The sequence below is a fragment of the Streptomyces sp. NBC_01463 genome, assembly GCA_036227345.1.
In the GTDB taxonomy this organism is placed as follows: domain Bacteria; phylum Actinomycetota; class Actinomycetes; order Streptomycetales; family Streptomycetaceae; genus Streptomyces.
Window position 1 is genome coordinate 5,874,506 of the sequence record CP109468.1, and the last position, 23,883, is coordinate 5,898,388.

General features: G+C 71.2%; 19 protein-coding genes and 1 tRNA gene. 14 read left to right on the plus strand and 6 right to left on the minus strand.

The genetic code is table 11. From position 1 onward, the window contains the following. Window positions 1–186: 186 nt before the first annotated feature. The 7 genes from OG521_26030 (at window position 187) to OG521_26060 (ending at window position 7,435) form a co-directional block, all read left to right on the plus strand. Window positions 187–1,980, plus strand: coding sequence for a MarR family transcriptional regulator (locus OG521_26030; protein WUW24042.1), 1,794 nt, complete (start codon window positions 187–189; stop codon window positions 1,978–1,980). Further along, window positions 1,977–2,126: a hypothetical protein gene (locus OG521_26035; GenBank protein ID WUW24043.1), complete on the plus strand. Its 150-nt coding sequence runs from the start codon at window positions 1,977–1,979 to the stop codon at window positions 2,124–2,126. The genes OG521_26030 and OG521_26035 overlap by 4 nt, the downstream gene beginning before the upstream one ends. Before the next feature lie 98 nt (window positions 2,127–2,224). After that, complete coding sequence (locus OG521_26040) at window positions 2,225–3,076, plus strand: hypothetical protein (GenBank protein ID WUW24044.1); 852 nt, start codon at window positions 2,225–2,227, stop codon at window positions 3,074–3,076. Further along, on the plus strand, window positions 3,073–3,909 hold the full coding sequence (locus OG521_26045; protein WUW24045.1) for a DNA primase: 837 nt from the start codon (window positions 3,073–3,075) through the stop codon (window positions 3,907–3,909). The genes OG521_26040 and OG521_26045 overlap by 4 nt, the downstream gene beginning before the upstream one ends. A gap of 2 nt (window positions 3,910–3,911) precedes the next feature. Further along, entirely contained in the window at window positions 3,912–5,396 is a 1,485-nt protein-coding gene (locus OG521_26050) for an ATP-binding protein (GenBank protein ID WUW24046.1), read from the plus strand. A 414-nt stretch (window positions 5,397–5,810) separates the two neighbouring features. After that, entirely contained in the window at window positions 5,811–6,047 is a 237-nt protein-coding gene (locus OG521_26055) for a helix-turn-helix domain-containing protein (GenBank protein ID WUW24047.1), read from the plus strand. After that, window positions 6,047–7,435: a tyrosine-type recombinase/integrase gene (locus OG521_26060; protein ID WUW24048.1), complete on the plus strand. Its 1,389-nt coding sequence runs from the start codon at window positions 6,047–6,049 to the stop codon at window positions 7,433–7,435. Before OG521_26055 ends, OG521_26060 begins: the two co-directional genes overlap by 1 nt. Window positions 7,436–7,635: 200 nt before the next feature. Here OG521_26060 and OG521_26065 read toward each other — a convergent pair. Next, window positions 7,636–7,708 (minus strand) — tRNA-Arg (locus tag OG521_26065). A gap of 318 nt (window positions 7,709–8,026) precedes the next feature. Between OG521_26065 and OG521_26070 the strand changes: the two genes are divergently transcribed. The 4 genes from OG521_26070 (at window position 8,027) to OG521_26085 (ending at window position 14,069) form a co-directional block, all read left to right on the plus strand. After that, window positions 8,027–9,679, plus strand: a complete 1,653-nt coding sequence (locus OG521_26070) for a dynamin family protein (GenBank protein WUW26799.1) — start codon at window positions 8,027–8,029, stop codon at window positions 9,677–9,679. Next, entirely contained in the window at window positions 9,676–11,655 is a 1,980-nt protein-coding gene (locus OG521_26075; GenBank protein ID WUW24049.1) for a 50S ribosome-binding GTPase, read from the plus strand. The genes OG521_26070 and OG521_26075 overlap by 4 nt, the downstream gene beginning before the upstream one ends. 102 nt (window positions 11,656–11,757) lie before the next feature. Then, window positions 11,758–12,360: a single-stranded DNA-binding protein gene (locus tag OG521_26080; protein WUW24050.1), complete on the plus strand. Its 603-nt coding sequence runs from the start codon at window positions 11,758–11,760 to the stop codon at window positions 12,358–12,360. 260 nt (window positions 12,361–12,620) lie between these two features. Continuing rightward, window positions 12,621–14,069 carry a Cys-Gln thioester bond-forming surface protein gene (locus OG521_26085; GenBank protein ID WUW24051.1) on the plus strand — a complete coding sequence of 483 codons (1,449 nt, stop codon included), beginning with the start codon at window positions 12,621–12,623 and terminating at the stop codon, window positions 14,067–14,069. A 137-nt stretch (window positions 14,070–14,206) separates the two neighbouring features. Here the strand turns inward: OG521_26085 and OG521_26090 are convergent, their stop codons facing one another. Together OG521_26090 and OG521_26095 are read right to left on the minus strand one after the other, a co-directional pair. Then, window positions 14,207–14,785, minus strand: coding sequence for a hypothetical protein (locus OG521_26090; GenBank protein WUW24052.1), 579 nt, complete (start codon window positions 14,783–14,785; stop codon window positions 14,207–14,209). A 174-nt stretch (window positions 14,786–14,959) separates the two neighbouring features. Continuing rightward, complete coding sequence (locus OG521_26095; GenBank protein WUW24053.1) at window positions 14,960–15,796, minus strand: hypothetical protein; 837 nt, start codon at window positions 15,794–15,796, stop codon at window positions 14,960–14,962. A 301-nt stretch (window positions 15,797–16,097) separates the two neighbouring features. On the opposite strand from OG521_26095, the gene ettA reads away from it, so the two are divergent. Genes ettA through OG521_26110 form a run of 3 tightly spaced genes read left to right on the plus strand, consistent with a single transcriptional unit; the run spans window position 16,098 to window position 18,870 of the window. Beyond that, on the plus strand, window positions 16,098–17,762 hold the full coding sequence (gene ettA, locus OG521_26100; GenBank protein WUW24054.1) for an energy-dependent translational throttle protein EttA: 1,665 nt from the start codon (window positions 16,098–16,100) through the stop codon (window positions 17,760–17,762). A gap of 5 nt (window positions 17,763–17,767) precedes the next feature. Continuing rightward, the gene (locus OG521_26105; GenBank protein ID WUW24055.1) at window positions 17,768–18,190 is read left to right on the plus strand and encodes an acyl-CoA thioesterase; all 423 of its coding nucleotides are present in this window, start codon (window positions 17,768–17,770) and stop codon (window positions 18,188–18,190) included. Further along, the gene (locus tag OG521_26110; GenBank protein WUW24056.1) at window positions 18,187–18,870 is read left to right on the plus strand and encodes a hypothetical protein; all 684 of its coding nucleotides are present in this window, start codon (window positions 18,187–18,189) and stop codon (window positions 18,868–18,870) included. Before OG521_26105 ends, OG521_26110 begins: the two co-directional genes overlap by 4 nt. Window positions 18,871–18,904: 34 nt before the next feature. Here OG521_26110 and OG521_26115 read toward each other — a convergent pair whose 3' ends face one another. The 3 genes from OG521_26115 to OG521_26125 are packed head-to-tail and all read right to left on the minus strand — an operon-like array spanning window position 18,905 to window position 23,763. Beyond that, window positions 18,905–19,954 (minus strand): DUF2804 domain-containing protein, encoded by a 1,050-nt coding sequence (locus tag OG521_26115; GenBank protein ID WUW24057.1) that lies wholly within the window; start codon window positions 19,952–19,954, stop codon window positions 18,905–18,907. A 36-nt stretch (window positions 19,955–19,990) separates the two neighbouring features. Further along, window positions 19,991–20,953, minus strand: a complete 963-nt coding sequence (locus OG521_26120; GenBank protein ID WUW24058.1) for an ABC transporter ATP-binding protein — start codon at window positions 20,951–20,953, stop codon at window positions 19,991–19,993. Then, window positions 20,950–23,763, minus strand: coding sequence for an ABC transporter permease (locus OG521_26125; protein WUW24059.1), 2,814 nt, complete (start codon window positions 23,761–23,763; stop codon window positions 20,950–20,952). Before OG521_26125 ends, OG521_26120 begins: the two co-directional genes overlap by 4 nt. Window positions 23,764–23,883 lie beyond the last annotated feature (120 nt).

Genomic DNA, 23,883 nt, shown 5'->3' on the forward strand with positions numbered 1-23,883 from the left:
CGGCCGCCACAACCCCCGTAGCGACGCAGGGTGACCGGAGTTTCCGGATTCGCGCGCGCACGCGTAGGGACCCCCTGGGAAACCAGGAAACCGGAAACACGCTCACTCCGCGTACACGCACACCCGCGTGAGGGCGGGCCGTGCAGGGCCCGCCCTCACCGACTCAGAACCCTTGGAGAAGATCCCGTGAGTCAGTCTCAAGTCTGGCGTACGCACCGCCAGTACGCCGCCACCGCCGCCCGCTGGAGCGCGGACCGGTGGCGCAAGGAAGCAGACCGCCGCCACGCTCTGCGCGCCCAGCGCAAGCCGCTCGTGGCCGACGCCCGCGCCGCACTCGCACGCGCGCAGGCCGTCGACCCCGAGGGAGTCACCTCCCTGCGCCACCGCGCGGAGCGGGAGTTGCGCACGGCCAAGCGTCGGGTGCCGGACCCGATGTGGCTGTTCGCCTCCAAGACGGCCGCCGCTCTCGGGGTCGCCGGGTACGTGTGGCTGCCGCAGGTGTCCGTCCGTGCGTGGGTGTGGTCCGCGATCGCCGTGGTCGCCGCCGTCACCGCGCTGACGGTCTGGACCGCCGTGCGTGGGCGTGACACCACCGGTCTCGCACCCACGGCCGAAGAGGCCGCGCTGCTGAAACGCCTCCAGCCTCAGTACTGGAAGGAGCACGCCGAACAGCGCGGCCTCGCCGGAACGCTCACCGGCCGGCCGAAGCTGACCGACGCCGGAATCGTGTGCGCGGTCCGCCTCGACGGGACCTGGACCGCGACCAAGCTCCGCGGCGCTGAGGACCACATCCGTGCCCTGCTCGGAGCGCGCACCAGCCTGCGCATCCAGACCAAGGCGGGCAAGCAGGGCGGGTGGGCCGAACTCGTCCTGCGCACCCGCAGCGCCGCCGACGGCGACGACCTGACGTGGACTCCCGAGCGCCGCTCCCTCGGCATCGACACCGTGACCGGCGAGCAGGTGACCGTGCCCCTCGGGGAACGGCTGCTGATCGCCGGTCGCTCGGGCGCCGGAAAGTCCGTCGCCTCCCGCCCGCTCCTGTACGACGCATCCGAGGGCCCGGCCAACGCGCTGGTCATCATCGATCTCAAGCGCGTAGAAGGCCGCCTGTGGGACCACCGGGCACGCGTCGCTTCCACCCCGCACGAGGTCATCGACGTCACCGACGAACTGGAGACCGAGATGCTGGATCGGCTCTCCGTCCTGCCCAAGGGACAGGACACCTGGACCCCCACCCCGGACCGGCCCCGGATCACGGTCGTCGTCGACGAGGGCGCCGAAGTCATGACCGCCGCCGACAAGGTCCCGTACGAAACCGAGACCGCCGACGGCAAGACCCGCACTGCCAACCGGTCCGCGCTGCCCGCCCTGGAGTCCATCGCCCGCATGGGCCGCGCGGCGTGCATCGACCTGTGGTGGATGACCCAGAAGCCCACCATCGGCGACGGCATCCCCAAGCAGATCGCGCCACAGATCGGCGTCTCCATCTGCCTCGCCGTCCGCACGCCGGCCGAAGCCCGCGTCGTCCTCGGAGAGGACGCGCAGGCCAAGGGATGGACCGCCGACGAACTCCCCGTCCCCGGGGTGGCCTTGATCCGTGACGGGAAGCGCAAGCCCGACCCGGTCAAGGTCCGCTACATGGACAAGGCCGTCGTTATCGCCCTGCCCGACCGCACCCCCTGGTCACGTTCGGGGGCGGCGACTTCGGAAGCCGCGGGCACCCCGACGCTCACCCTCGTGAAGAACACCGCACCCGAACCCGCACCCGCCGAGGACAGCGCGACCGCCCGCGTACTCAAGGCCATCGAGACCACCGATCAGCCGGTCCGACAGAAGGACCTGGTGTCGCTCACCGGCTTGTCCAAGGGTGCCGTGTCCAAGAGCGTCAAGCGCCTCACCGAGACCGGCCGGCTCCTCCGCCAGACCGACGGCACCCTCACCCACCCTGGCACTGAGACCGGTACAGCGGTGGCGTCATGAGCCGCGACGACGTCCGAGGGCCTGGTCGCACCGGCCCCAAGACCCCGCTGGAGCAGGGGCCCGGCCGCTGGAACCCCGAGTCCGGCGCCCGCCCCTCCACCTCGACCAGCATCCCCCCGCCGCGCCGCAAGCCCAAGGCGTCCTGACCACCCACACAACAACACCGAGGGCGGCCCCCGTCTCGCCAAAGCCTGGGGCCGCCCTCATCCATCAGCCCACTACAGACCTTCTGGAGGTCTCCAGCATGACTCAGCCTGTCCCCATCCGGGAGCTCCCGCCGCCCGCTGGTGGCATGAGGTTCTACCTCACCACCTCCAAACGGCATTGGGTGAAGCTCACCGACAAGCCCCTGTTCCTGAAGTCCGAGCACTTCGCGGTGGCCCGGACTCTCCCCGAAGCCCTCGGCCCGTACGCGGTGGACTCCGGCGGGTTCTCGGAACTCCAGCGCCACGGCCGCTGGACCCGCACCCCCCGCCAATACGCGCAGGATCTGCGACGCATCTGGGAGTACGTCGGCCCCTACGAATGGGCCGCCGGACAGGACTGGATGTGCGAAGACCTCATCATCCACGGAGGCCAGGCAGGCCCCCTGCACTTCGTCGGCACCCACCTCAGCGTTGCCGAACACCAGCGCCGCACGGTGGAGAACTTCCTCGAACTGCGCTCCCTCGCACCGGACCTGCGGATCATCCCCACACTCCAGGGCCGCACAATCCCGGAGTACGAGCACTGCCGGGAGCTCTACGAAAGCGCCGGCGTCAACCTGCGCGCTGAGCCCACCGTGGGACTCGGGTCGGTGTGCCGATTGCAGTCGACCAACGAGGGCGCGGCCATCGTCACCGCCATGGCCGCCCACGGCTTACGCCTGCACGGCTTCGGCTTCAAGACCCTCGGTCTGGCCAAGGTTGGTCATCTCCTCGCGTCCGCGGACTCCGCTGCCTGGAGCTATCACGCCCGGCGGCGCCCGCCCCTGCCCGGCCACACACACAAGAACTGCGCGAACTGCTTCGACTACGCCATGCGCTGGCGCACCCGCGTTCTCAACGGCCTCCCCACCTGGCACCAGCCCACCATCGAGGGGAGCGAAGCCGCATGAACACCCTGCTGCACACCGCCCTGACACTGAGCGCCCGCAGCGTCCCCGTGCTGCCGCTGCGGGCGGGGAAAGTCCCGTTCGGAAACTGCCCGGCCTGCCGGGACAACGCGTGTGGCGGCCGGCCGAACATGAAGACCCCTGGTGCCTGCCAGTGCCCCCGCGTCTGCCATGGATGGGCCGCTGCCGCGACCGATCCCGCTGTTCTCACCGGACACCCGTGGGCGTCCGTGTGGGAGCAGGCCCAAGCCGTCGCCTACCACCCCGGCGGCGCTGGACTCACTGTCGTCGACCTGGACGATCCCCAGGCCGTCGCCTGGGCTCATCAGACGCTGCCCGCGACCAGGACCGTCCCCACCACTCGTGGTGAGCACTGGGTCTACCTGGGTTCGATCCGGTCCGCGAACTCAGTGCGGCCGGGCGTGGACATCAAGTCGCTGATGTCCTACGCCCGGTGGCTCGGCCCTGGCACCGGCACCATGACCGAGCTTCCGGACACCGTGCGCGCGCTGGCCGTCAAGGAACCCTCCACGGCCCGGCCCGCGCCGCACATCGCCGTGCCCGCGTCGGCCGGTGGCGGGGAGTGTCCTCACCGCATGCCCGCCTACCTGGACCGTGGCATCGCCATGGCCGAGCAGCGCATCACCGAGGCCACGTGCGCGGTGCACGCCACCGTGTACCGCACGTTCCTCGCGGTGCTGTCCGCTCACGGCCGGTGCGGCTGCCTCACGGACACCCACATCACGCGGCTGTTCGCCGCCGCCCAGACCAAGGGCGAGAGCCCCCGGCATTGCACCGACGCGTGGACCAACGCCCTGACCCGGTTGGGACTGTGACCATGGCTGACGACGAGAAGAACCCCGCCCGCGAGATCATCACCGACTACGCACAGCAGCATTTCAGGTACTTCCGCACCGCCGACGGCACCGTCTACGCGCAGAAGAACGGCCACCCCGTCGCCCGCCCGATCCGCTCCCAGGGCACCACCGGCAGCCACCGCCAGGAACTCATGGTCGGCATGTTCAAGGACGGAGTCGGCGTGTTCAACGGCACCGCCCTCAAAGAGGCCCTGGACCTGATCGAAGCCCTGGCGCTGACCGAGGACACCCAGGCCGTACAGATCCGCGTCGCCCCCGGGTTCGACGGGGCGACGTGGCTGGACCTGGGACGCAACGACGGACAGTCCGTCCGCATCCACCCCACCGGGTGGGACATCGCCGTGCCTGACCCGCGTGAGGTGTGCTGGCGGCGCACCCAGCTCACCGGGGAACTTCCGCTGCCGGCCAAGGACACTGACGGCAAAGGCATCGACCGCCTGTTCCGGTTGACGAACTTCACCAACGCCGACTCCGAGTGCCTGGCCATGGCATGGCTGATCGGCTGCCTCGGCCCCTCCGTCCCCGTCCCTGCACCGTTCCTCACCGGCCCGCAGGGCGCGGGCAAGTCCACCACGGGCCGGATGTTCGTGCGGATCATCGAGGGCATGAGCGGCGACCTGCGCCGGGCCCCGAAGGATGAGGAGAACCTGATCGCGGCCGTCGCGGCGGGATGGGTCACCGCGCTGGACAACCTGTCCCACATGACGCCTGACCTCTCCGACGCGATGTGCTGCATCGTCACCGGGGCCGAGAGCGTCAAGCGGGCCCTGTTCACCGACGGGGACGTGCACCGCTCCCGCTACCGCCGGCCTCTCCTGCTGACGGGCATCGACGTGGGCGTCATCCGTCCCGACCTTGCCGAACGCCTCCTGCCTCTGCGGCTGGAACGGCCCACCGTCCGGCGCACCGAGGCCGAACTGTGGCGCGAGTTCGAGGAAGCCCTGCCCGTCATCCTCGGCTCGCTCCTGGACCTCACGGTCAAGGTCCGTGGCGCCGAAGCGGAGACACCCACGGATCTACGCATGGCCGACTTCGCCCACCTGTGCGCCCAGGTCGACGCGGCAAACAGCCTCGGAGCACTCAACGCCTACCGCGTCAGCCTGGACGACCTCAACGACGACGTGATCGAGGGTGACCTGCTCGCGCAGACCGTCCTCGCGCACGCCGACACCATGGCCCCGGGCGACGGGCAGCGCATGACGTCCACGCAGTGGCTGCACTGCCTCAGCACCGTCTACAGCGGCGAGGAACTGCGCCCCCTGCCCAAGGGTTGGCCGACCACCGGCAAAGTCCTCTCCGACCGGCTCAAGCGCCTACAGCCCACCCTGGCCGCACGCGGTGTCCTCATCGACAGCGGACGGACCCGCGAGGGCCGCTACCTCGAAATGGTCCGCCGCCCCGCCCCGGAACCCGACCAGCAGCAGGAGCAGCAGGCAGCGTTCTGACCCGCACCACCGGTCACCCGGACAAGCAAGAAGAGCACGCCCCGACGGGTGCTCTTCTTGCTGTTCGGCGGAACGCCGCCCGAAGGACGCGCCGCGCAGCGGCCCCTCATTCACGCTCGAAGCGCCACCCGCACTACTACAGACACCCCCTTCTTTTTCCTAAGTAGGGAAGCTCTGCGTCACAGCGTCACGCGGACGGCAAAAACAGCCCCTGGCCTGCGGATACAGGCGTGACGCAGACGGAAATCTCTGCGTCATCCTGCGTCACCTGCGTCACGCCGTGACGCAGCCCGTGACGCAGGATGACGCACCCCCACACCCCCGCGTCACGCAAAACTCCAGGTCACAAGCCCGCGTGACGCTCGTGACGCTGTGACGCAGAAATCCGCACCTAGGACACACGCGGACCACGCAATGTCGCTCCAACCCACTCACAGCCCGACCGCCTCGCAGAGGAGTCACGCCGTGGCACGCCCCAGGATGCTCACCCTTCCCGAAGTCTGCGAAGAACTGCACGTCTCGCGATCGACCTTCTACGACTGGCGCCAGAAGGGCCGCGCCCCCCGCTGCATCAAGCTCCCGAACGGCGATCTGCGCGTACGGCGGAGCGACTTGGACAACTGGCTCGACGACCACGAGGACGCCGCTTGATGGAAACGACCTACAACGTCAAGGTCTGGAAGATCTCGACGTACAAGGGAGCACGAGGCACCACGTACACCGTGCGATGGACCTTGGACGGCAACGAGCAGCGGGCTCCGTTCGCGACACGAGCACTCGCGGACGCCTTCCGCTCCGAGCTGGTCAGCGCGACCAGGCGCGGTGAGGCATTCAGCTTCAGCACGGGGCGGCCCGTCTCCCATCAGACGGGCGCCACTGCCGTGAACTGGTACGACTTCGCTGTCCAGTTCGCCGACCTCCAATGGGATCGGACGGCCGGCAACAGCCGGAAGAACACATCCAAGGCGCTCACGGCCACCACGGTTGCTCTGCTGCGGACGCCACCGACAGGCTTCCGGCCCGTCGACGTGCGCACAGCGCTGCGTGAGTTCGCCTTCAACACCAAGCGGCGCGAGGAGGCCCCGCCGGAGGTGTTGGCCATCCTCCGGTGGGTGGAACGGAACACGCTGTCCATGTCGGCCTGGGAGGACCCAGCGAAGGTGGACGGAGTTTTGCGGGCGTTCGACGTCCGGCTGGACGGCACGCGAGCCGCTGCCAGCTCCGTAAAGCGAAATCGGCGTGTCCTCAACGTCGCCATGGAGCACGCCGTGAAGCGCAAGGTTCTGCGGACGAATCCCCTGCCGAAGGGCAGGGGAACCGCGCCGAAGACGTCGTCGGCGGTGGACAAGCGGGCAATCCTGAATACGGGCCAGGCGGCCCGACTGCTGGGCTGGGTGCGCAGCCGTTCCCGCGGTGGCCCCCGGCTGCACGCATTCTTCGCGCTGCTCTATTACGCAGGCCCGCGCCCCGAGGAGGCAGTGGCGATGCGGGTGCGGGACATCCGGCTGCCCGCCCCGGACGTTGCGGACCAGTGGTGCGAGCTGTTGTTCCACACGGCTCAGCCGGAGGTCGGCAAGAACTGGACCGACAGCGGAGCCATCCACGAGGAGCGCGGATTGAAGGGGCGAGCCGCGGACGATACCCGCGTCGTCCCAGGACATCCGTCCCTCACAAGGATCCTGCGCGAGCACATCAAGGCTGAGGAACTGAAGTCGAGCGACCTGCTGTTCCAGGGGGAGAGGGGCGAGTTGCTTGCCGGGTCCGTCATTCGCCGCGCCTGGCGATCCGCGCGTGTGAAGGTCCTCACCCCTGATGAGTTCGCCTCACCTTTGGGCAAGCGGGTTTACGACCTGCGGCACACGAGGTTGACCAAGTGGCTCAACGACGGCATTCCGCCGGCACAGGTCGCGGAGTGGGCAGGGAACAGCGTGCCGATCCTGCTGGCCATCTACGCCCGCTGTGTGGCCGGTCAGCTCTCCGAGCTGAAGAAGCGGATGGAGGCGGGGGAGGACCTCCCCGAGCTGCCTGACGCGGGCTGATGGGGCGCGGAGAACTTCTCCGCGCATTCTCCGTGGCCACCCGTAGAAACCCGGTGACAGCCGGACAGTGCCGGACCGTCCTCGCAGCCTCACGGGGCCGGTCCGGCGCTTACGTGCCCTCTACGGGCCACGCTCTAGTGTGCGTCTGACCAGCGAAAAGGCCCTCCGGGGTGGAGGGCCTCAAAATGGTGCGACCTGTGCGCCCCCGGCAGGACTCGAACCTGCGGCCAAGCGCTTAGAAGGCGCCTGCTCTATCCACTGAGCTACGGGGGCCGGTGGTGGCCTCGGTGGCCTGGAGCCCCTGGGACCCGGGCGGTCCGTGACCTTGCCGGGACAAGGATAGGGCTCCGATTGACTCGTCCCGGTTGCTTCACCTGCGTGGCACGATGTGGAGGTTCGGTGAAGCGAGACGATAATCGCAGGTAGGTGCGATTCCTGCACCGCTTTTGGCGCCTCACGCCCCGGGTGTTGTGCACTCGTTATGCCTGCGCCCCACTCGTCCCGTCTGTCCGGACGGGGGAACCGGCGCGCAGAGGTGGCTATACGCTTCAAAAAGGCGCCAAAATTGGGCATTCTTCGCATGTGGTGACCTTGGACGTACGGCCTCAGCTCATCGACGCACTTTCCGCCCTGCGCGACCGTGTCGCTGCCGTGCGTCTTCCACTCCCGCTCCCAGGAGCTCCACGCGCCCGGCAGACCAGGATCGAACTGCTCGCCCAGCTCGACGACTACCTGCTGCCCAGGCTCAAGGACCCCGAGGCACCCCTCCTCGCGGTCATCGGCGGATCCACCGGCGCGGGCAAGTCCACGCTCGTGAACTCCCTCGTCGGACGCCGGGTCAGCGAGGCCGGCGTGCTACGGCCGACCACGCGGACACCGGTGCTCGTCTGCCACCCGGACGACCAGCACTGGTTCGCCGGGATCCGGGTGCTGCCCCAGCTCACCCGGGTCTGGCTGCCGCCCGAGGAGTCGGCCGACCCCGGCCAGTGCGACGACCTCGACGGCCTCGACGGGAGCGCGGCCGAGGAAGGGACCGCGCTGCGCGTCGAGACCGCCCCCGGACTTCCGCGCGGACTCGCCCTGCTGGACGCCCCCGACATCGACTCCCTCGTCGTACGCAACCGTGTGCTGGCCGCCGAACTCATCTGCGCGGCGGACATCTGGGTCATGGTGACCACCGCCTCCCGCTACGCCGACGCCGTGCCCTGGCACCTGCTGCGCACCGCCAAGGAGTACGACGCCTCCCTCGTCACCGTCCTCGACCGGGTGCCGCACCAGGTCATCGCCGAGGTGTCGCGGCAGTACGGCGCGCTGCTCACCAAGGCCGGGCTCGGCGAGGTGCCCCGCTTCACCATCCCCGAACTGCCGGAGTCGGCGGGCGGCGGCAGCGGGCTGCTGCCCACCACCGCCGTCGCCCCGCTCCGCGCCTGGCTCACCCACCGCGCGCAGGACCCGGCGGCCCGCCAGCAGGCGGTCGGCCGGACGGCGGCCGGCGTCATCGACTCCCTCGACGTCCGGATGCCGGCGCTCGCCGGAGCCGTGGCGGCCCAGTACGCGGCCGCCGTACGGCTGACCGGTGTGGTCGAGGAGGCGTACCGGACGGAAGGCGCACGCGTCCGGCGGCGGCTCCAGAACGGCGGCGCGCTGGCCGGCGACGCCCGGACCCGGTGGCGCGGCTACCCGCTGTACAGCACGTCCGAGGAAGTGCTCGAAGCGCTCGTGGAGTCCCTGGCCGCGCTCCTGGAGTGCGCGGTGGCCGCCGCCGACGAACAGATCCGTACGACATGGCGGCGGGAGCCGGCCGCCGGCGCGTTCGCCTTCGAGGCGTCGGGCCGCGAGGCCGGTGGCTGGGGGCCCGCCGAGGACATCCGGGGCCGGATCGACATGACCGTACGCCGCTGGCGCCGGGTCCTGGAGGAACTGGCCGAGGAGGAGGTGCGCCTCATGGAACGCAACACCGCACCCGACACCGAGACCGTCGCCACCCTCCTCGCCGCGGCCCTCCTCGGCGGACGCCGCGCCCGCACCGCAGGGGAGCAACTGGCCGAACGCATCGGAGCCCAGGGCGCCCTGCGGCTCCGTGACAAGGGCGGGGCCCTGCTCACCACCTACCTCGACCAGGTGCTCGGCGGCGAACGCGACCGCCGGCTCGCCCCGCTGGACGCGCTCGACGTGGCCCCCGAGCCGCAGGCCGAACTGATCGCCGCCCTGTCCGTACTGCAGAAGGAGAGGTGGCAGCGATGACTGCCGTCACTGACGAAGGTCCGGGACAGAGCGGGGGCCGGGCCCCCCGGGCCCAGGCACCGGCGGCCGGAGCCGCCCCGGAGGCCTCCGCCTCCGCCGGGGGCCCCGGGACCGACCGGGAGCGGCCGCCCGGCGGCTGGGACGACGGGCTCATCGCCCGCCGCGCCACCCCCGCCACCGAGGAGTCCGCACCGGCCGCGCCGGACGAGGCGCCCCCGGAGGACCAGGAGGACGACGTACGTCCTCAGGTCGAGGCGTACGTTCCCTCCGGCAGCCCGCTCAGCCCCCGCCTGGACGCCCTGCGCGAGCTCGTCGGGCTGTCCAGGGCCCGGCTGGAGAGGACCGACCTGGCCGAGGCGGGCCGGGTCCTCGACGAGGCGGCGGCCCGGCAGCGGCTCTCCTCCCGGCACACCGTCGTCGCCATCGCCGGGGCGAGCGGCAGCGGCAAGTCGACGCTCTTCAACTCCCTCGCGGGCGCCCAGATCTCCGAGACCGGACTCCGCAGGCCCACCACCGCCTCGCCCCTGGCCTGTTCCTGGACGGACGGGGCGGCGGGACTGCTGGACCGGCTCGCGATCCCCGGACGGCTCCGGCGCAGGCCACAGGCCGGCGCGACCGCGTCCGACGAGGCGCTCCAGGGCCTCGTCCTGGTCGACCTGCCCGACCACGACTCGGCGGCACGCGGCCACCGCGACCAGGTGGACCGGGTGCTGGCGCTGGTCGACGCGGTGATCTGGGTGGTGGACCCGGAGAAGTACGCGGACGCGGCCCTGCACGAGCGCTATCTGCGGCCGCTCGCCGGGCACGCGGAGGTCACCTTCGTGGTCCTCAACCAGATCGACCGGCTGCCCGGCGAGGCCGCCGACCTCGTCCTGGACGATCTGCGCCGGCTCCTCGACGAGGACGGCATGGCCCTGGGCGAACACGGCGAACCCGGCGCCACCGTCCTGTCCCTGTCCGCGCTCACCGGTGACGGGGTGGGTGAACTGCGCGAACTGCTCGGCCGGTTCGTCCAGGACCGTACGGCGGCGACCCGCCGGCTCTCGGCGGACGTGGACGCCGCCGCGGCCAGGCTCCGGCCCGTGTACGTCGCCGAGGGGCGGCCGGGACTGGGGGAGCGGGCCCGGGAGGAGTTCGCCGACCGGCTCGCGGAGGCGGTCGGCGCGGCCGCCGCCGGACAGGCGGCCGAACGCGAATGGCGCCGCAACGCCGGACGGGCGTGCGGCACGCCGTGGCTGCGGCTGTGGCGCTGGTACGAGTCGACCAGGCAGCCCGGAAGCCTGGACCGGGCGGCCCTCGACGCGCCGCCCGAGGAACGCCTCACCGCCCGCCAACGGGTCGAACAGGCGGTCCGCACCGTGGCGGACGACGCCGCGGACGGGCTGCCCGGGCCGTGGGCGCAGGCGGTGCGCGAGGCCGCGGTGCACGGGGCGCAGGGACTCCCCGAGGCACTCGACGAACTGGCCGGCCGATCGGCTGCCACCGCCACGGGTACGGGCACGGGCACGGGCGCAGGTGGCACGGCTGGCACCGCCACGGACACCGCGACCGGTTCACGCACCGGGAACCGTGGCTCAACGGCCCAGCCGCACGCGGCCCGCGGTACGAAGCCCCCGCGTCCGGCCTGGTGGCCGGCGGCCGTGCTGGCCCAGGTGGCGATGACGCTGCTGCAGATCTTCGGCGGCCTGTGGCTGGCGGGCCAGATCATCGGGGTACTGGAGCCGGGACTGCTGGTGCCTGCTCTGGTGATGCTCGCGGGCATCATCGGCGGCCCGTTGGTGGAGTGGTCGTGCGCGGCGGCGGCCCGGGGACCGGCGCGGCGGTACGGCCAGGAGGCCGAACGGCGGCTGCGCGAGGCGTCGGCGGCCTGCGGGCGGGCCCGGGTGCTCGATCCGGTGTCGGCGGAACTCGTCCGCTACCGGGAGGTGCGCGAGCGCTTTGTGGCGGTGACGGAGTTTTCCACAACGGGCCGTTAGTCCACAGGCCTCAGCAGGAATTCCGCCTCCCCTTCAGCATGGGATCAGTGACCGGACGCAAGGGTGCGGTCACTGAATCCGGACCGAAGGGGAGGCGGAGTCATGAACGAGACCTTGGTGACGCTGGTGGGGAATGCGGCGACCGGTGTGGAGTTCCGGGACACCGCGAGCGGGGGAATGGCGCGATTCCGGTTCGCGGTGACGCCGAGGCGCTGGGACCGGGAGAAGGAGCTCTGGACGGACGGGCACACCAGCTTCTACACCGTGTGGGCCTGGCGCACCCTGGCATCGAATCTGTCGGGTTCCGTTTCCGTCGGGGAACCGCTGGTGGTGCACGGCAGGCTGAAGGTGCGTGAGGAGGAGCGGGAGGGGCAGCGCCGGACGTTCGTGGACATCGAGGCGATGGCGGTGGGACACGATCTGACCCGGGGGACGGCGGCGTTCCGGCGCGTGGTCAGGGGCGACCCGGGCCTGACGGCCCGGACCGGGCGCACGGTGACCGGCGAGCCGGACCAGTGGGCGGTACGGGACGGCCAGGGCAGGCCGAAGCCACCGGCGGAGACGGCGGCAGCGGAGACGACGGCTCAGGCACCGCCACGGGCCCCGGAGGACGAGCCGACAACGGCCGGCCGGCCGGAACGGCCGCCGACACGACGCCGGACGACACGTCAGAAGCCTGCCCCCGAGCTGGTTTCCGCCCCCTGACGAACCCCCTGAAAAACCGCCTGACGAACCACCTGGCGGGCGAGACGTGCTCCGGGCTCGGGAGGGGTTCCGGGCCCGGACCCGGGACGTTACCCGGGATAACGATTCCGATTCGGAATGGTTGTCGGACGGTATGACGGGGGACTGTGCATCGCCCGGTCCTTAGGATTCCTCAGTACTCACAGGGCACTTGAGTCGGCTGGCGGGACATTCCCCTGCACGCGCACCGGGCGTGAGGGTCTCGCCCGGAGGGGAATTCTGTGTTTTCTGCTTCTTCAGCGACCGCTTCGTCATCCTCGGCGACGGCCGGCACACGACGGGGCTCGGGCGCAGCCCGACTGGCCGTCGGGGTGCTGGCATCCGCTCTGGTCATGGCCGGCGCCCTCGCCGGCGCGGGCGGCGCCGTCGCCGACGAGGCACCGCAGCACCAGGGCGGCGCGACCGCGGCCCTGGACGGGCTGAAGACCTTCGACACCGCGGTCCTCCGCACGGACGGCAAGGACCAGCAGCTGCCCGCCGGGCTCTTCGAGATGACGGTCGACGGCGGCGGCAAGCTCAAGACCTACTGCATCGACATCCACAACCCCACCCAGGACCAGGCCAAGTACCTGGAGACCCCCTGGAACCAGACCTCGCTCGGCGCCAACAAGAACGCCGGCCGGATCCGCTGGATCCTGGAGCACTCCTACCCGCAGACGGACGACCTCCAGGCACTCGCGAAGGAGGCCGGGACGGGCCCCCTCACCGAGCGCACCGCGGCGGCCGGCACGCAGGTGGCCATCTGGCGCTACTCGGACGACGCCGACGTCAGGGCATCCGACGCCCAGGCGGAGAAGCTCGCCGACTGGCTGGAGAAGTCCGCCACCGACACCGCCGAACCCAAGGCGTCCCTGGCCCTGGACCCGGGCGCGGTGTCCGGCCGCTCCGGTGAGCGGATCGGCCCGGTCACCGTCCGCACCAACGCCGGACAGGTCTCCGTGACCCCGCCCGCCGACTCCGCCAGCGGCGTGAAGATCACCGACAAGAAGGGCAAGGCCGTCACCACGGCGGCCAACGGCTCCCAGCTCTTCTTCGACGTGCCGGCCGACGCGGCGGACGGTTCCGCGTCCCTGACCGTCCAGGCCACCACCTCGGTCCCCGTCGGACGGGCCTTCGCCGGCGCCACCAAGAGCCAGACCCAGATCCTGGCCGGCTCCAGCGAGTCCACGGTCTCCGCGACCGCCACCGCCACCTGGGCGGGCAAGGGCGCGATCCCCGCGGTGACCGCGAAGAAGAACTGCGCCAAGGGCGGCGTGGACGTCACCGCGAGCAACAAGGGCGACGCCCCCTTCACCTTCGACCTGGCCGGCGCACAGCACACCGTGCAGCCCGGCAAGTCGGAGACGGTGACCGTCCCGGTGGCCGAGGACCAGGCGTACGACGTCACGGTCACCGGCCCGGGCGGCTTCACCCGCACCTTCAAGGGCGTCCTGGACTGCAAGACGACCGGCACGGACACCGGCGGCCTCGACGTCCAGACGGCCGACCAGCCCGTCACGACCACCGCCACGGCAGGCGGCAGCACGGCCGGCGCCGAAGGCAACCTGGCCGAGACCGGAAGCTCCAACGCCACCCCGATCATCGCGGGCATCGCGATCGCCCTGGTCGTCATCGGCGGCGGCGCGGTCTTCTTCCTCCGCCGCCGCAAGGACCAGTCCACCGGCGAGTAACGAGCACCCCCGCCAGGCGCACGGCACGACGCCCTGACCACTGCCCCGTACGGCTTCGGCCGGCCGGGGCAGTGGCGTATTCGGGCCGGAATCCCGCGGTGCGCGAGCGGGACCGCGGCCCGCGCGGTACGAGGTCGCTAGGAGCCGGCCGGAGGACGACCCTCTGGGCCCGGCCCCACTCCCAGATCCGCTCGCATGACATTGCGCATGTGGTCCCATCGTTCCCAGAGCAGCGGGAAGTCCGTTGCCCGGATCTCCTCGAAGGAGCCATCGGCGTCCGGGTGTCCTTCCGCCAGAGACATGATCCGGCGGTACACCTCCGACAGCGCCGCGGTCATACCGTCCAGCTCGACCAGTACCGTCCCGGACACGATCAGCTGGGCCTCGGCGAACGTCGAATGATGGTCGCGTCTCGCCTCCTCGACAGCCTCTCGTCCCTCCGGGGTGGCCTGCCCCCTGTCGAAGTCCCAGAGGAAGTCCATCAGACGTGTCCGGTAGAGACGGAAGGCCGCGTTGACCGTCACGTAGCAGTCGCGTCGACGGATCAGCTCCGAAACCTGCTGCTCGCGAAGCCACTGGGCGTGAGCCGCTCGTTGCTCACGATCGAACTGTTCCGCCTGGACGCGTGCGACCACTCGTTGTGCGAGAAGCGGTGAGAGCAGGGTGCCGGTTACGCCGACTGTCGCAACGACGAGCGCAAGCGTGGTGCTGCCCATGGTGTCCCCCCAGAAGACGGCCCGGCCCTCCGCTGCCATCCTGCCCGGGGGGTGCTCCCTGCATTCGGCTCTGGCCGACCGGGCGCCGGCTCCGGACCCGCCCTGACTCGCGCCGGCTCCTGGACACTCCCTCGGCCTTCACCGGAGTCCGTCGAGCACGTCCTGAGCGGGAGTTCACGGACGCTCGAAATGCTGGAGCACCCCTCCAGCGGAGAAACACAGTGCTCCCGTGAGGGTGCCCCAGTTGGCGATGTCGTCGTTCAAGACGCTCGCCGTGGCAGGGCGGGTGAAGTCGGCCAGTGCCGCGACCATGAAGAGCACGGACCCGAGCTGGTTGACCGCGACGATCCACCAGCCGAGATCGCGGGGCCGGATTCCCGGCCGGCCGTGGCAGACCTCCACCAGGGCCAGATGCCCCGAGACGAGGAACAGGGAGCACCCGACCAGGTCAGGGGCCCAGATCAGCCGGTTCACCTGCTGCACCGAGAGCCCCTGCAACAGGGAGCTCAGCAAGTTGATGCCGAACACAAGCGTGCCCACGAACAGCAGGAAGGTACTCAGCCAGTCGATCCGGCCGGGCTCGTAGCTCCACCATCTCCATCGCCGCGCGGCAAGCGCCCCGGCTCCGTCGTCCTGGCGAGGGGCGTTGACCGCCTGGAGAAGCGACACGTAGCCGCCCGTGTTGAAGAACAGGCCGCCGGCGAAGTAGATCCAGGCTCCCGTCGCATCACCTGCGCCGAACTGTGCGACACCGGCCCCGAAGGCGAAGAGGCCCCCACCCACCGCGAACGCACTCGCCGCGATGGCATTCAGCCTGCGGAGACGACTGACCGACGCGCTGTCCGCCCTACGGGAGCGGGGTTCGCGATCGCCGGCCCCCCGCACGGTGAGCAGCCCGCGCTTGCGCGCCCGCCGGGACTCCCAGACCGCAGTGCCGCCGTCATCGAGGCGCCAGGTCAGCCGCGTCGTGAACGGCCCCGCACCCTCGGCGGTCCTCTCGATTCGACTCACCGCTCGACCCTAGCCGTTTGGTACCTGAATGCCCGCATATGGCTCGTGCGTAGCTGGTGTGTGAGCGGGGCTGCTCGCGACGCTCTCCGAGCGCGTTGCTTCGGGGCCCGCGGGCCGGGGCACGCGTGAGGACTGTCGGGCGACCGTGACCGAACGCGACAGCCGGTGACAGTTCGCCTACAACCGCAGTCAGGCGTACGGCCAGGTCAGGCCCACCCACCGATACGGGTTTCCGTCAAGAGGTGGCAGTCAGGCAAGATGGGGTGTATCTGCCCACTCATCGATTGCCGGACGGTTTCTCTTGGCTGAGTACATCTACACGATGCGCAAGACACGCAAGGCGCACGGCGACAAGGTCATCCTTGACGACGTGACGCTGAGCTTCCTGCCCGGCGCGAAGATCGGTGTGGTGGGTCCCAACGGTGCCGGTAAGTCCACGGTGCTGAAGATCATGGCGGGCCTGGAGCAGCCGTCCAACGGTGATGCCTTCCTGTCGCCCGGGTTCAGCGTCGGCATCCTCATGCAGGAGCCCAAGCTCGACGAGGCGAAGACCGTACTGGAGAACGTCCAGGACGGCGCTGCCGAGATCATGGGCAAGCTCAAGCGGTTCAACGAGGTCGCCGAGCTCATGGCGACCGACTACTCCGACGCGCTCATGGACGAGATGGGCAAGCTCCAGGAGGACCTGGACCACGCCAACGCGTGGGACCTGGATGCTCAGCTGGAGCAGGCCATGGACGCGCTCGGGTGCCCGCCCGGGGACTGGGCCGTCACGAACCTCTCCGGTGGTGAGAAGCGCCGTGTCGCGCTCTGCAAGCTGCTGATCGAGGCGCCGGACCTGCTGCTGCTCGACGAGCCCACCAACCACCTCGACGCCGAGTCGGTGAACTGGCTGGAGCAGCACCTCTCGAAGTACGCGGGCGCCGTGGTGGCCGTCACCCACGACCGGTACTTCCTGAACAACGTCGCCGAGTGGATCCTGGAGCTCGACCGCGGCCGCGCCATTCCGTACGAGGGCAACTACTCCACGTACCTGGAGAAGAAGGCCACCCGCCTCAAGGTCGAGGGCCGCAAGGACGAGAAGCGGCAGAAGCGGCTCAAGGAAGAGCTGGAGTGGGTGCGGTCGAACGCCAAGGGGCGCCAGACCAAGTCCAAGGCGCGTCTCGCCCGGTACGAGGAGATGGCGGCCGAGGCGGACAAGATGCGGAAGCTGGACTTCGAGGAGATCCAGATTCCGCCGGGCCCGCGGCTCGGTTCCATCGTCGTCGAGGTGGAGAACCTCTCGAAGGCCTTCGGCGACAAGGTCCTCATCGACGACCTGTCGTTCACGCTGCCGCGCAACGGCATCGTCGGCGTCATCGGCCCGAACGGTGCGGGCAAGACCACGCTGTTCAAGATGATCCAGGGCTTGGAGACGCCGGACGCCGGCTCCATCAAGGTCGGCGACACGGTCAAGATCAGTTACGTCGACCAGAGCCGCGCCAACATCGACCCGAAGAAGACCCTCTGGGCCGTCGTGTCGGACGAGCTGGACTACATCAACGTGGGCCAGGTCGAGATGCCCTCGCGGGCCTACGTCTCCGCGTTCGGCTTCAAGGGGCCGGACCAGCAGAAGCCGGCCGGTGTGCTCTCCGGTGGTGAGCGCAACCGTCTGAACCTCGCGCTGACGCTCAAGGAGGGCGGCAACCTGCTGCTCCTCGACGAGCCCACCAACGACCTCGACGTCGAGACCCTGTCCTCGCTCGAGAACGCGCTGCTGGAGTTCCCCGGTGCGGCCGTGGTCATCTCCCACGACCGTTGGTTCCTGGACCGCGTCGCCACTCACATCCTCGCCTACGAGGGCGAGTCCAAGTGGTACTGGTTCGAGGGCAACTTCGAGTCGTACGAGAAGAACAAGATCGAGCGTCTCGGTGCGGACGCGGCCCGTCCGCACCGTGCCACGTACAAGAAGCTCACGCGAGGCTGATCGTCTTGGCTCGTCACATCTACAGCTGCCCGCTGCGCTGGTCGGACATGGATGCCTTCGGCCACGTGAACAACGTGGTCTTCCTCCGCTACCTGGAGGAGGCGCGCATCGACTTCATGTTCCGGCTGGCGCCGGGGGACGGCTCGCCGTCCTTCTCGGGCGGTTCCGTCGTGGCCCGGCACGAGATCGACTACGTGCGGCCCCTGGTCCACCGGCACGCGCCGGTGACCGTCGAGTCCTGGGTCACGAAGATAGGTGCCGCGTCCCTGACGATCGCCTACGAGATCAAGGACCCGGAGCAGGTGTACGTACGGGCGTCGACCATCGTCGTGCCGTACGACCTGGCCGAGGAGCGGCCCCGGCGGATCACCGCCGAGGAGAAGCTCTTCCTCCAGAAGTACCTGGCCGAGGAGCCCGCCGCGGCATGACCGCACCCGTGCAGTCCCTGCAGTTCGCCGACGCGAGGGAGGCCGCAGATCTTGCGGCCTTCCTCGGACGGCTGCTCCACTACGACCGCGCCGCGGCCGTACGGCTGCAGGCCGGCGGCGGTGCGCTCGCCGTGTTCGGCCGGCCGCCGTCGTTCGAGGTGCTGGCGATCCGGGCCGTGCGGCTCGCCGACACGTACGACTTCGACGTCACCGTGTCCGCCGGTGAGCTCCTCGAATCACTGGAGGAGTCGACCGGTTCCGGTGCCGTCCCCGCGCCGGTCACCGGTCCGCCGTGGACGGGCGTCCTTCCTCCGCGCGGCGGCTGGGAGGAGCAGTCCGGGCTGCCGGGCCCGCCCTCCCTGCGCGCATCTCTCACCGATGCCGTCGCCGAGTTCCGTGCCCGCGACGAGGCCCTGCCGGAGGACCGGCGCACGCGGGCGGAGCGCGATCTCATCGGGCGCGACATCTGGTCGCGGACCGTCGGTGGCACGGAGCTTCCGCTGCGTGCCGTGCACGCGGCCCAGGCGCTCGGTTTTCTGCGTGCCGCCCCCGATTTCCCCGTGGCCCTGCTGGCTGCGGGGGCGTGGCTGCGGCTCCGTACCCCGTACGGCTCGATCGCGCTGCGGCGCGCGGGCGCCGCCGGTGGACTGGGGAGCCTCGCCTTCTCCGTTGGCGGGTAGGTTCTCGCCCGCGCCGTCCGGTGAGTGCGTTCCCTCACCAGCGCATGTGGACGTCCTCCGCCCAGCCCAGCAGCCGCTCCACCGCGATCTCCGTGCCGCCGTCCGTGCGGATCCGCCCGTCGTAGTGGCCGAAGCACTGGTCCGTGCGGTTGGCGATCAATCCGGTCTCCGTGCGTGTCGACCGGTTGTGGAACGGGGTGAACGTCAGGTCCACCTGGCCGGACGACGGCGTACGGATGGTCCAGGGCGCGAGGTGGTCCGCCGGCGTCCAGCGCCAGTCCAGCTCCTCGCCGATCTTGGTGAGCCGGCCGTCCACGCACAGCCCGTTCTCCGTGGAGCCCGTGCCCGCCGTCCAGCGGCCGCCGAACTGGAGGCCCACCGTGTGACCGCCGGTGCGTCCGGAGGCGGCGCCCCAGTTCCAGTCGACCGTGCGCGGCCAGCGGCCGCGGCCGTGGTCCAGGACCGCCCAGGTGTCGTCCCCGTCGAACTCCAGGAACTCGGTGCCGATCCGGACCCGGCCCGACGCGGGGAGCGCGGTGTGTTTGGAGGTGTACTGGAAGCGCTGTCCGCTCCACGGCACGACGACCGACAGCGACTCGTGCCCCGCGGGACGGGCGACCAGCAGGTCGACCTCCACGGGCAGCTTGTCCGCGGTCAGGCAGCGGGCCCTCAGACGGGTGCCGGCGTTCTCGTCGCGGATCTCGATGCGCACCTTGCCGCCCGACGGACGCTCGGGGCCCACCACCGCGTCCCTGGAGCCGGGGGCGCCCGCCACGGTGTCCGGGAGTCCGGCGCCGAAGCCGCCGCGGATGATCGCGGTGCGCTCCAGTTCGAGCCCGCCCGGTGTGTATTCGAGCAGGTAGACGGTGTTCAGGGCGAGGAAGTCGAGATCACTGACGGTCAGTGCCACCAGGTGCGTGGGTGTCGTCACGCACCAGTACTCCCAGCGCTTCGTCCGGCCCCAGCCGCGCAGATTGGCGCGGTGCAGCGGCACCCGGGACCAGCCGACCGCGGCCGGGTTCAGACCACCGTCGGGCAGGCAGAGGTCGACCGGGCCGGTGATCTCGCGTTCGGTCGTCGTCATGCGCGGATCCTATAGGGGGCCCGCAGCGGGCCCGTCTCACTCCGGTCCGGAGCCGTCCGGCCACACGCCTATGTGGTCCTGCTCCAGTTCCAGCATCACGCGGTGCTCCATGCCCAGCGCCTCCGTGTAGTCCGCGGGCAGTTGCAGCCGGCCCGCCCGGTCGAGCATCGCGTACTCGCGCGCCACCTGGGACTCCTGGCCGGTCGCCGCGTCCACCTCCGTGCGGCGCAGCACCTCGAAGGAGGTCCGGCCGTCGCGGATGGCGACCGTGCGGCGGACCTCGTTCGCGACCGCCTGGTCGTGCGTGACGATCACGATGGTCGTGCCGAGCTCCTCGTTGGCGCGGCGGAACGCGGCGAAGACCTGCTCGCCGGTGGCCGAGTCCAGCTCACCGGTCGGCTCGTCGGCGAGCAGCACCGAGGGGGAGTTGGCCAGCGAGACCGCGATGGCCACCCGCTGCTGCTGACCGCCCGACATCTGCTGCGGACGCCGGTCGCGGCAGTCCGCGACCTCCAGCATCTTCAGCAACGACTCGGCACGCGCGGTCCGTTCGCGGTTGCGGCCGCGGCCGCGCAGCTGCATCGGCAGCGTGACGTTCTGGATCGCGGTCAGGTAGGGGAGCAGGTTGCGGGAGGTCTGCTGCCAGACGAAGCCGACGACGTCCCGGCGGTAGCGGAGGCGTTCCTTCTGGCCCATGGAGAGGAGATCGCAGCCCGCGACCTTCGCCGCCCCCGCCGTGGGTTCGTCCAGGCCCGCCAGGATGTTCATCAGGGTCGACTTGCCGCTGCCGGACGCCCCGACCAGGGCCAGCAACTCGCCCTCGGTGACCAGCAGATCGAGCCCCTGGAGGGCCTGCACCTCCACCCCGTCCGTGGTGAAGATCCGGACCAGCCGGTCGCAGGCGATCAGCGCGTCGTGGCCGTAGGAGGGGCGGTCGCGGCGGGCGGTGGCCCGCTGTTCGAGCTCCGCCAGCGTGGAATCGGTCGACGGCGTCGTCATCGGGAGTCTCCTGCCCTGAGTTCGGTGATCGATCCACGGCGGCCGGCCCACCAGGCCTGCACACCGGCCACCACCGCGGCGAGCACGATCACGCCCAGCGCCGGCAGGACCAGCGACCACGGATCGGTCCGCAGCGGTGCGGTGTCCAGCAGGCCGGAGCCGGGGCCGGACGAGAGTGCCAGGCGCACCAGATCGACGCCCGGTGCCAGCAGGGCGATGGTCGCCCAGCTCACCAGGAGCCCGCCCCCGGCGGCCAGCAGGGCCTGCGGCATGGCCTCGAAGCCGAGGAGCCGGCCGCCCTGCCGGGAGGTGAGACCCATGGTGCGCAGCCGCGCCAGCAGCGTGGTGCGCTCCGGGGCGGTCTGGAGCAGCGAGAGCAGGACGGCGAGCAGCGCGTATCCGGCGCCGGCCGCGATCGCCGCCGTGTAGATCCGCTCCGCGCCCGTCTGCATGGGCGTGTCGACGTACGTGGCACGCTCCTCGGCGCGCAGCTGCACGGTGAAGTCCTCGCCCGGCTGCCGGGCCGCCGCGCGCAGCGCCTTCGTGTCCAGCCGGTCGCCGGTGAGCAGCAGCGCGGTGGTCTGCCGGTGGGTGAGCGCGGCGGCGTTCACGACGATGAACGAGCTGTCGTTGACGGCGGGCGTCCGCGCCACCGTCCCCGCGACCCGCACCTTGAAGTCCCCGGCCAGCGACTGGAGATCGCGCGGCTTGTCGCCCAGACGCGCGGCGACGGACGGCGGTACGAGGACCGGGAGTACCCGGTCCTTCGACGGCAGCTCGCCCTCGGGCGTCGTGGGGCCGGTCGCCTTCAGCCGGTCGGCGGCGAAGGTGCCGACGCCGGTGGAGCGGGCCAGCCGGGCGTACGAGACCGGGTCGACACCGATCAGGGTGGCCCCCTTGGCGTCCTCGAAGCCGCTCTCGGGCGGTGGCAGCGCGACCCCGTACTCGATCTGGACCCGGGCCACGTCCCGTACGCCGTCCGTCTTCTCCACCGCGCGGATCAGACCGTCCGACAGGGGGACGGAGTCGGCCTGGCCGCTGATCCGGGCGTCGGCGCCGGTGGCGAGGACCGCCGCGTCGTCCCGGGCGTCCGCGACCCCCGCGAGGACCGAACCGCCGAACGCCGCCGTCGTCAGTGCGACCAGCAGCGCGAGCAGCGGCAGGGTGCCGGCGGCCGAGGTGCGTCCGGCGCGGGCCAGCGACAGGAAGCCGACCGCGCCGCGCAGCCGGGACACGGACCGCAGGGCGAGCCGCAGCGGCAGCGGGTAGAGCCGGACGAGGACCACGGCCGCGATCAGCCCGACCAGTACCGGGGCCGCGCTGACCAGCAGGTCGGTGCCGCCGGCACTGTCGGTGCCGCGCCGGCGCAGCGCGGCGACGGCGCCGACGGCCAGTACCAGCAGGGTGAGTTCGGCGACGGTACGCCGCCGGGAGGGCCGGGCCGACACCAGGTCGTCGCGGCCGCCGTGCAGTTGCGGGGTGCGGTGCAGCAGTGTCGTCCGCAGCGGGAGCGCGACGCAGACGAGGACGGCGACCGAGGCGGCGCCCACCGCCGCGGGCCACAGCCGGGCCTCGCCGACGGCCAGGACCGCGAGCAGCAGACCCAGTGCCGCCGCGGGCACCGCCGTCACCGCGGTCTCGGCGAGCAGCCGGCCCCCGATGCCGGTCAGCGAACCGCCGCGGGCCCGCAGCAGCGCCAGTTCGGCGTGGCGGCGGGCGGCCAGCAGACCGCCCGTCATCAGAAGCACGACGGCGGCGACGGCCCCGATGCCGACGGCGGCGACCGTGACGACCGGCTCGATCGCGGCCCGTATCCCGTCGAACGCCGTCAGGACCTCGTCCAGGTCGGTCGACACCGTGACCGTGTCACCGGCCACCCCGCGCATCTTCAGCAGCTCGGGGCCGCCCTCCAAGGAGGCCACCGCGGTGCGCAGCTCCGGCACGTCGAGCGCGGTGAGCCGCGAACCGTCCGGCGCGATCCGCCAGTACAGCTCCGGCTGGCCGGTGGTGGCGAGCAGGGCGGGCCCGGCGTCCGGCGGGAGCAGCAGGGCGGCGATCCAGTAGTAGCGGGGGGTTTCCTTGGTGGGCTTGGCGACCAGGGACGGGGTGCGGAGCAGGGGTTCGGCCGACCAGTAGGAGGCCTCGGGGTCCCGCGGGGTGACGATGCCGGTGATCCGTACCGTCAGCGCGTCGCCGCCCCGGGTCGGGACGGCGACGGTCGCACCGGCCTTGATCCGCAGGGACTTCGCGGTCTGCTCGGTGACGGCGGCCTCGACCTCCCTGGTGGTGAGGGACACCGTGCCGTGGACGGCCGGCCACTTCCCGGAGCGCAGGGTGGAGTGCTGGGGCAGTGCGGACTGGGTGGCGTACGTCAGGGCGGGATCGATGCCGTAGGGGCGGGGGAACCACGGCTCGCCCGCCGCGATCGGCTCAGAGGTGCGCACCCCGTAGGCGGACTGGGAGGCGTCGGCCCGCACCGGATCGGGCAGGCCGGCCAGGATCCGCCGGTGGACGGAGGCCAGGGTGGCCTCGCGCACCGCCGACTCGCGGGCGCTCACGGGCAGTTCCAGACCCGGCTGGGGGCCGCTCAGCTCCAGGACGCTGCGCGTCGCGTCGACGGCGCCGAGGTCGTGGCGCAGCCCCTTGTTCTCGTAGCTGTCGACGGACCGGGGGAACGCGGCGGCGAGGAACGCCGTCACCACGACCAGCAGGGCGAACGCGCAGGCCGCGCCGGGGGCCGTCCGCAGCCGGGTGCGCACCCAGGGGGCACAGGCGGCCGCGGCGCGGGAGGTTCTCGAACGCGGGCTCATGTCAGTTGTCCCCCTGGAGTGCGCAGCGCTATCGCCTGGTCGGCGCGGCGCAGGGCCGGTCGGGTCCGGAGTTCCCCGGCGTCCGCGCGGAGCGTGGGCGCAGCGGCGGTCGGTGCGTGA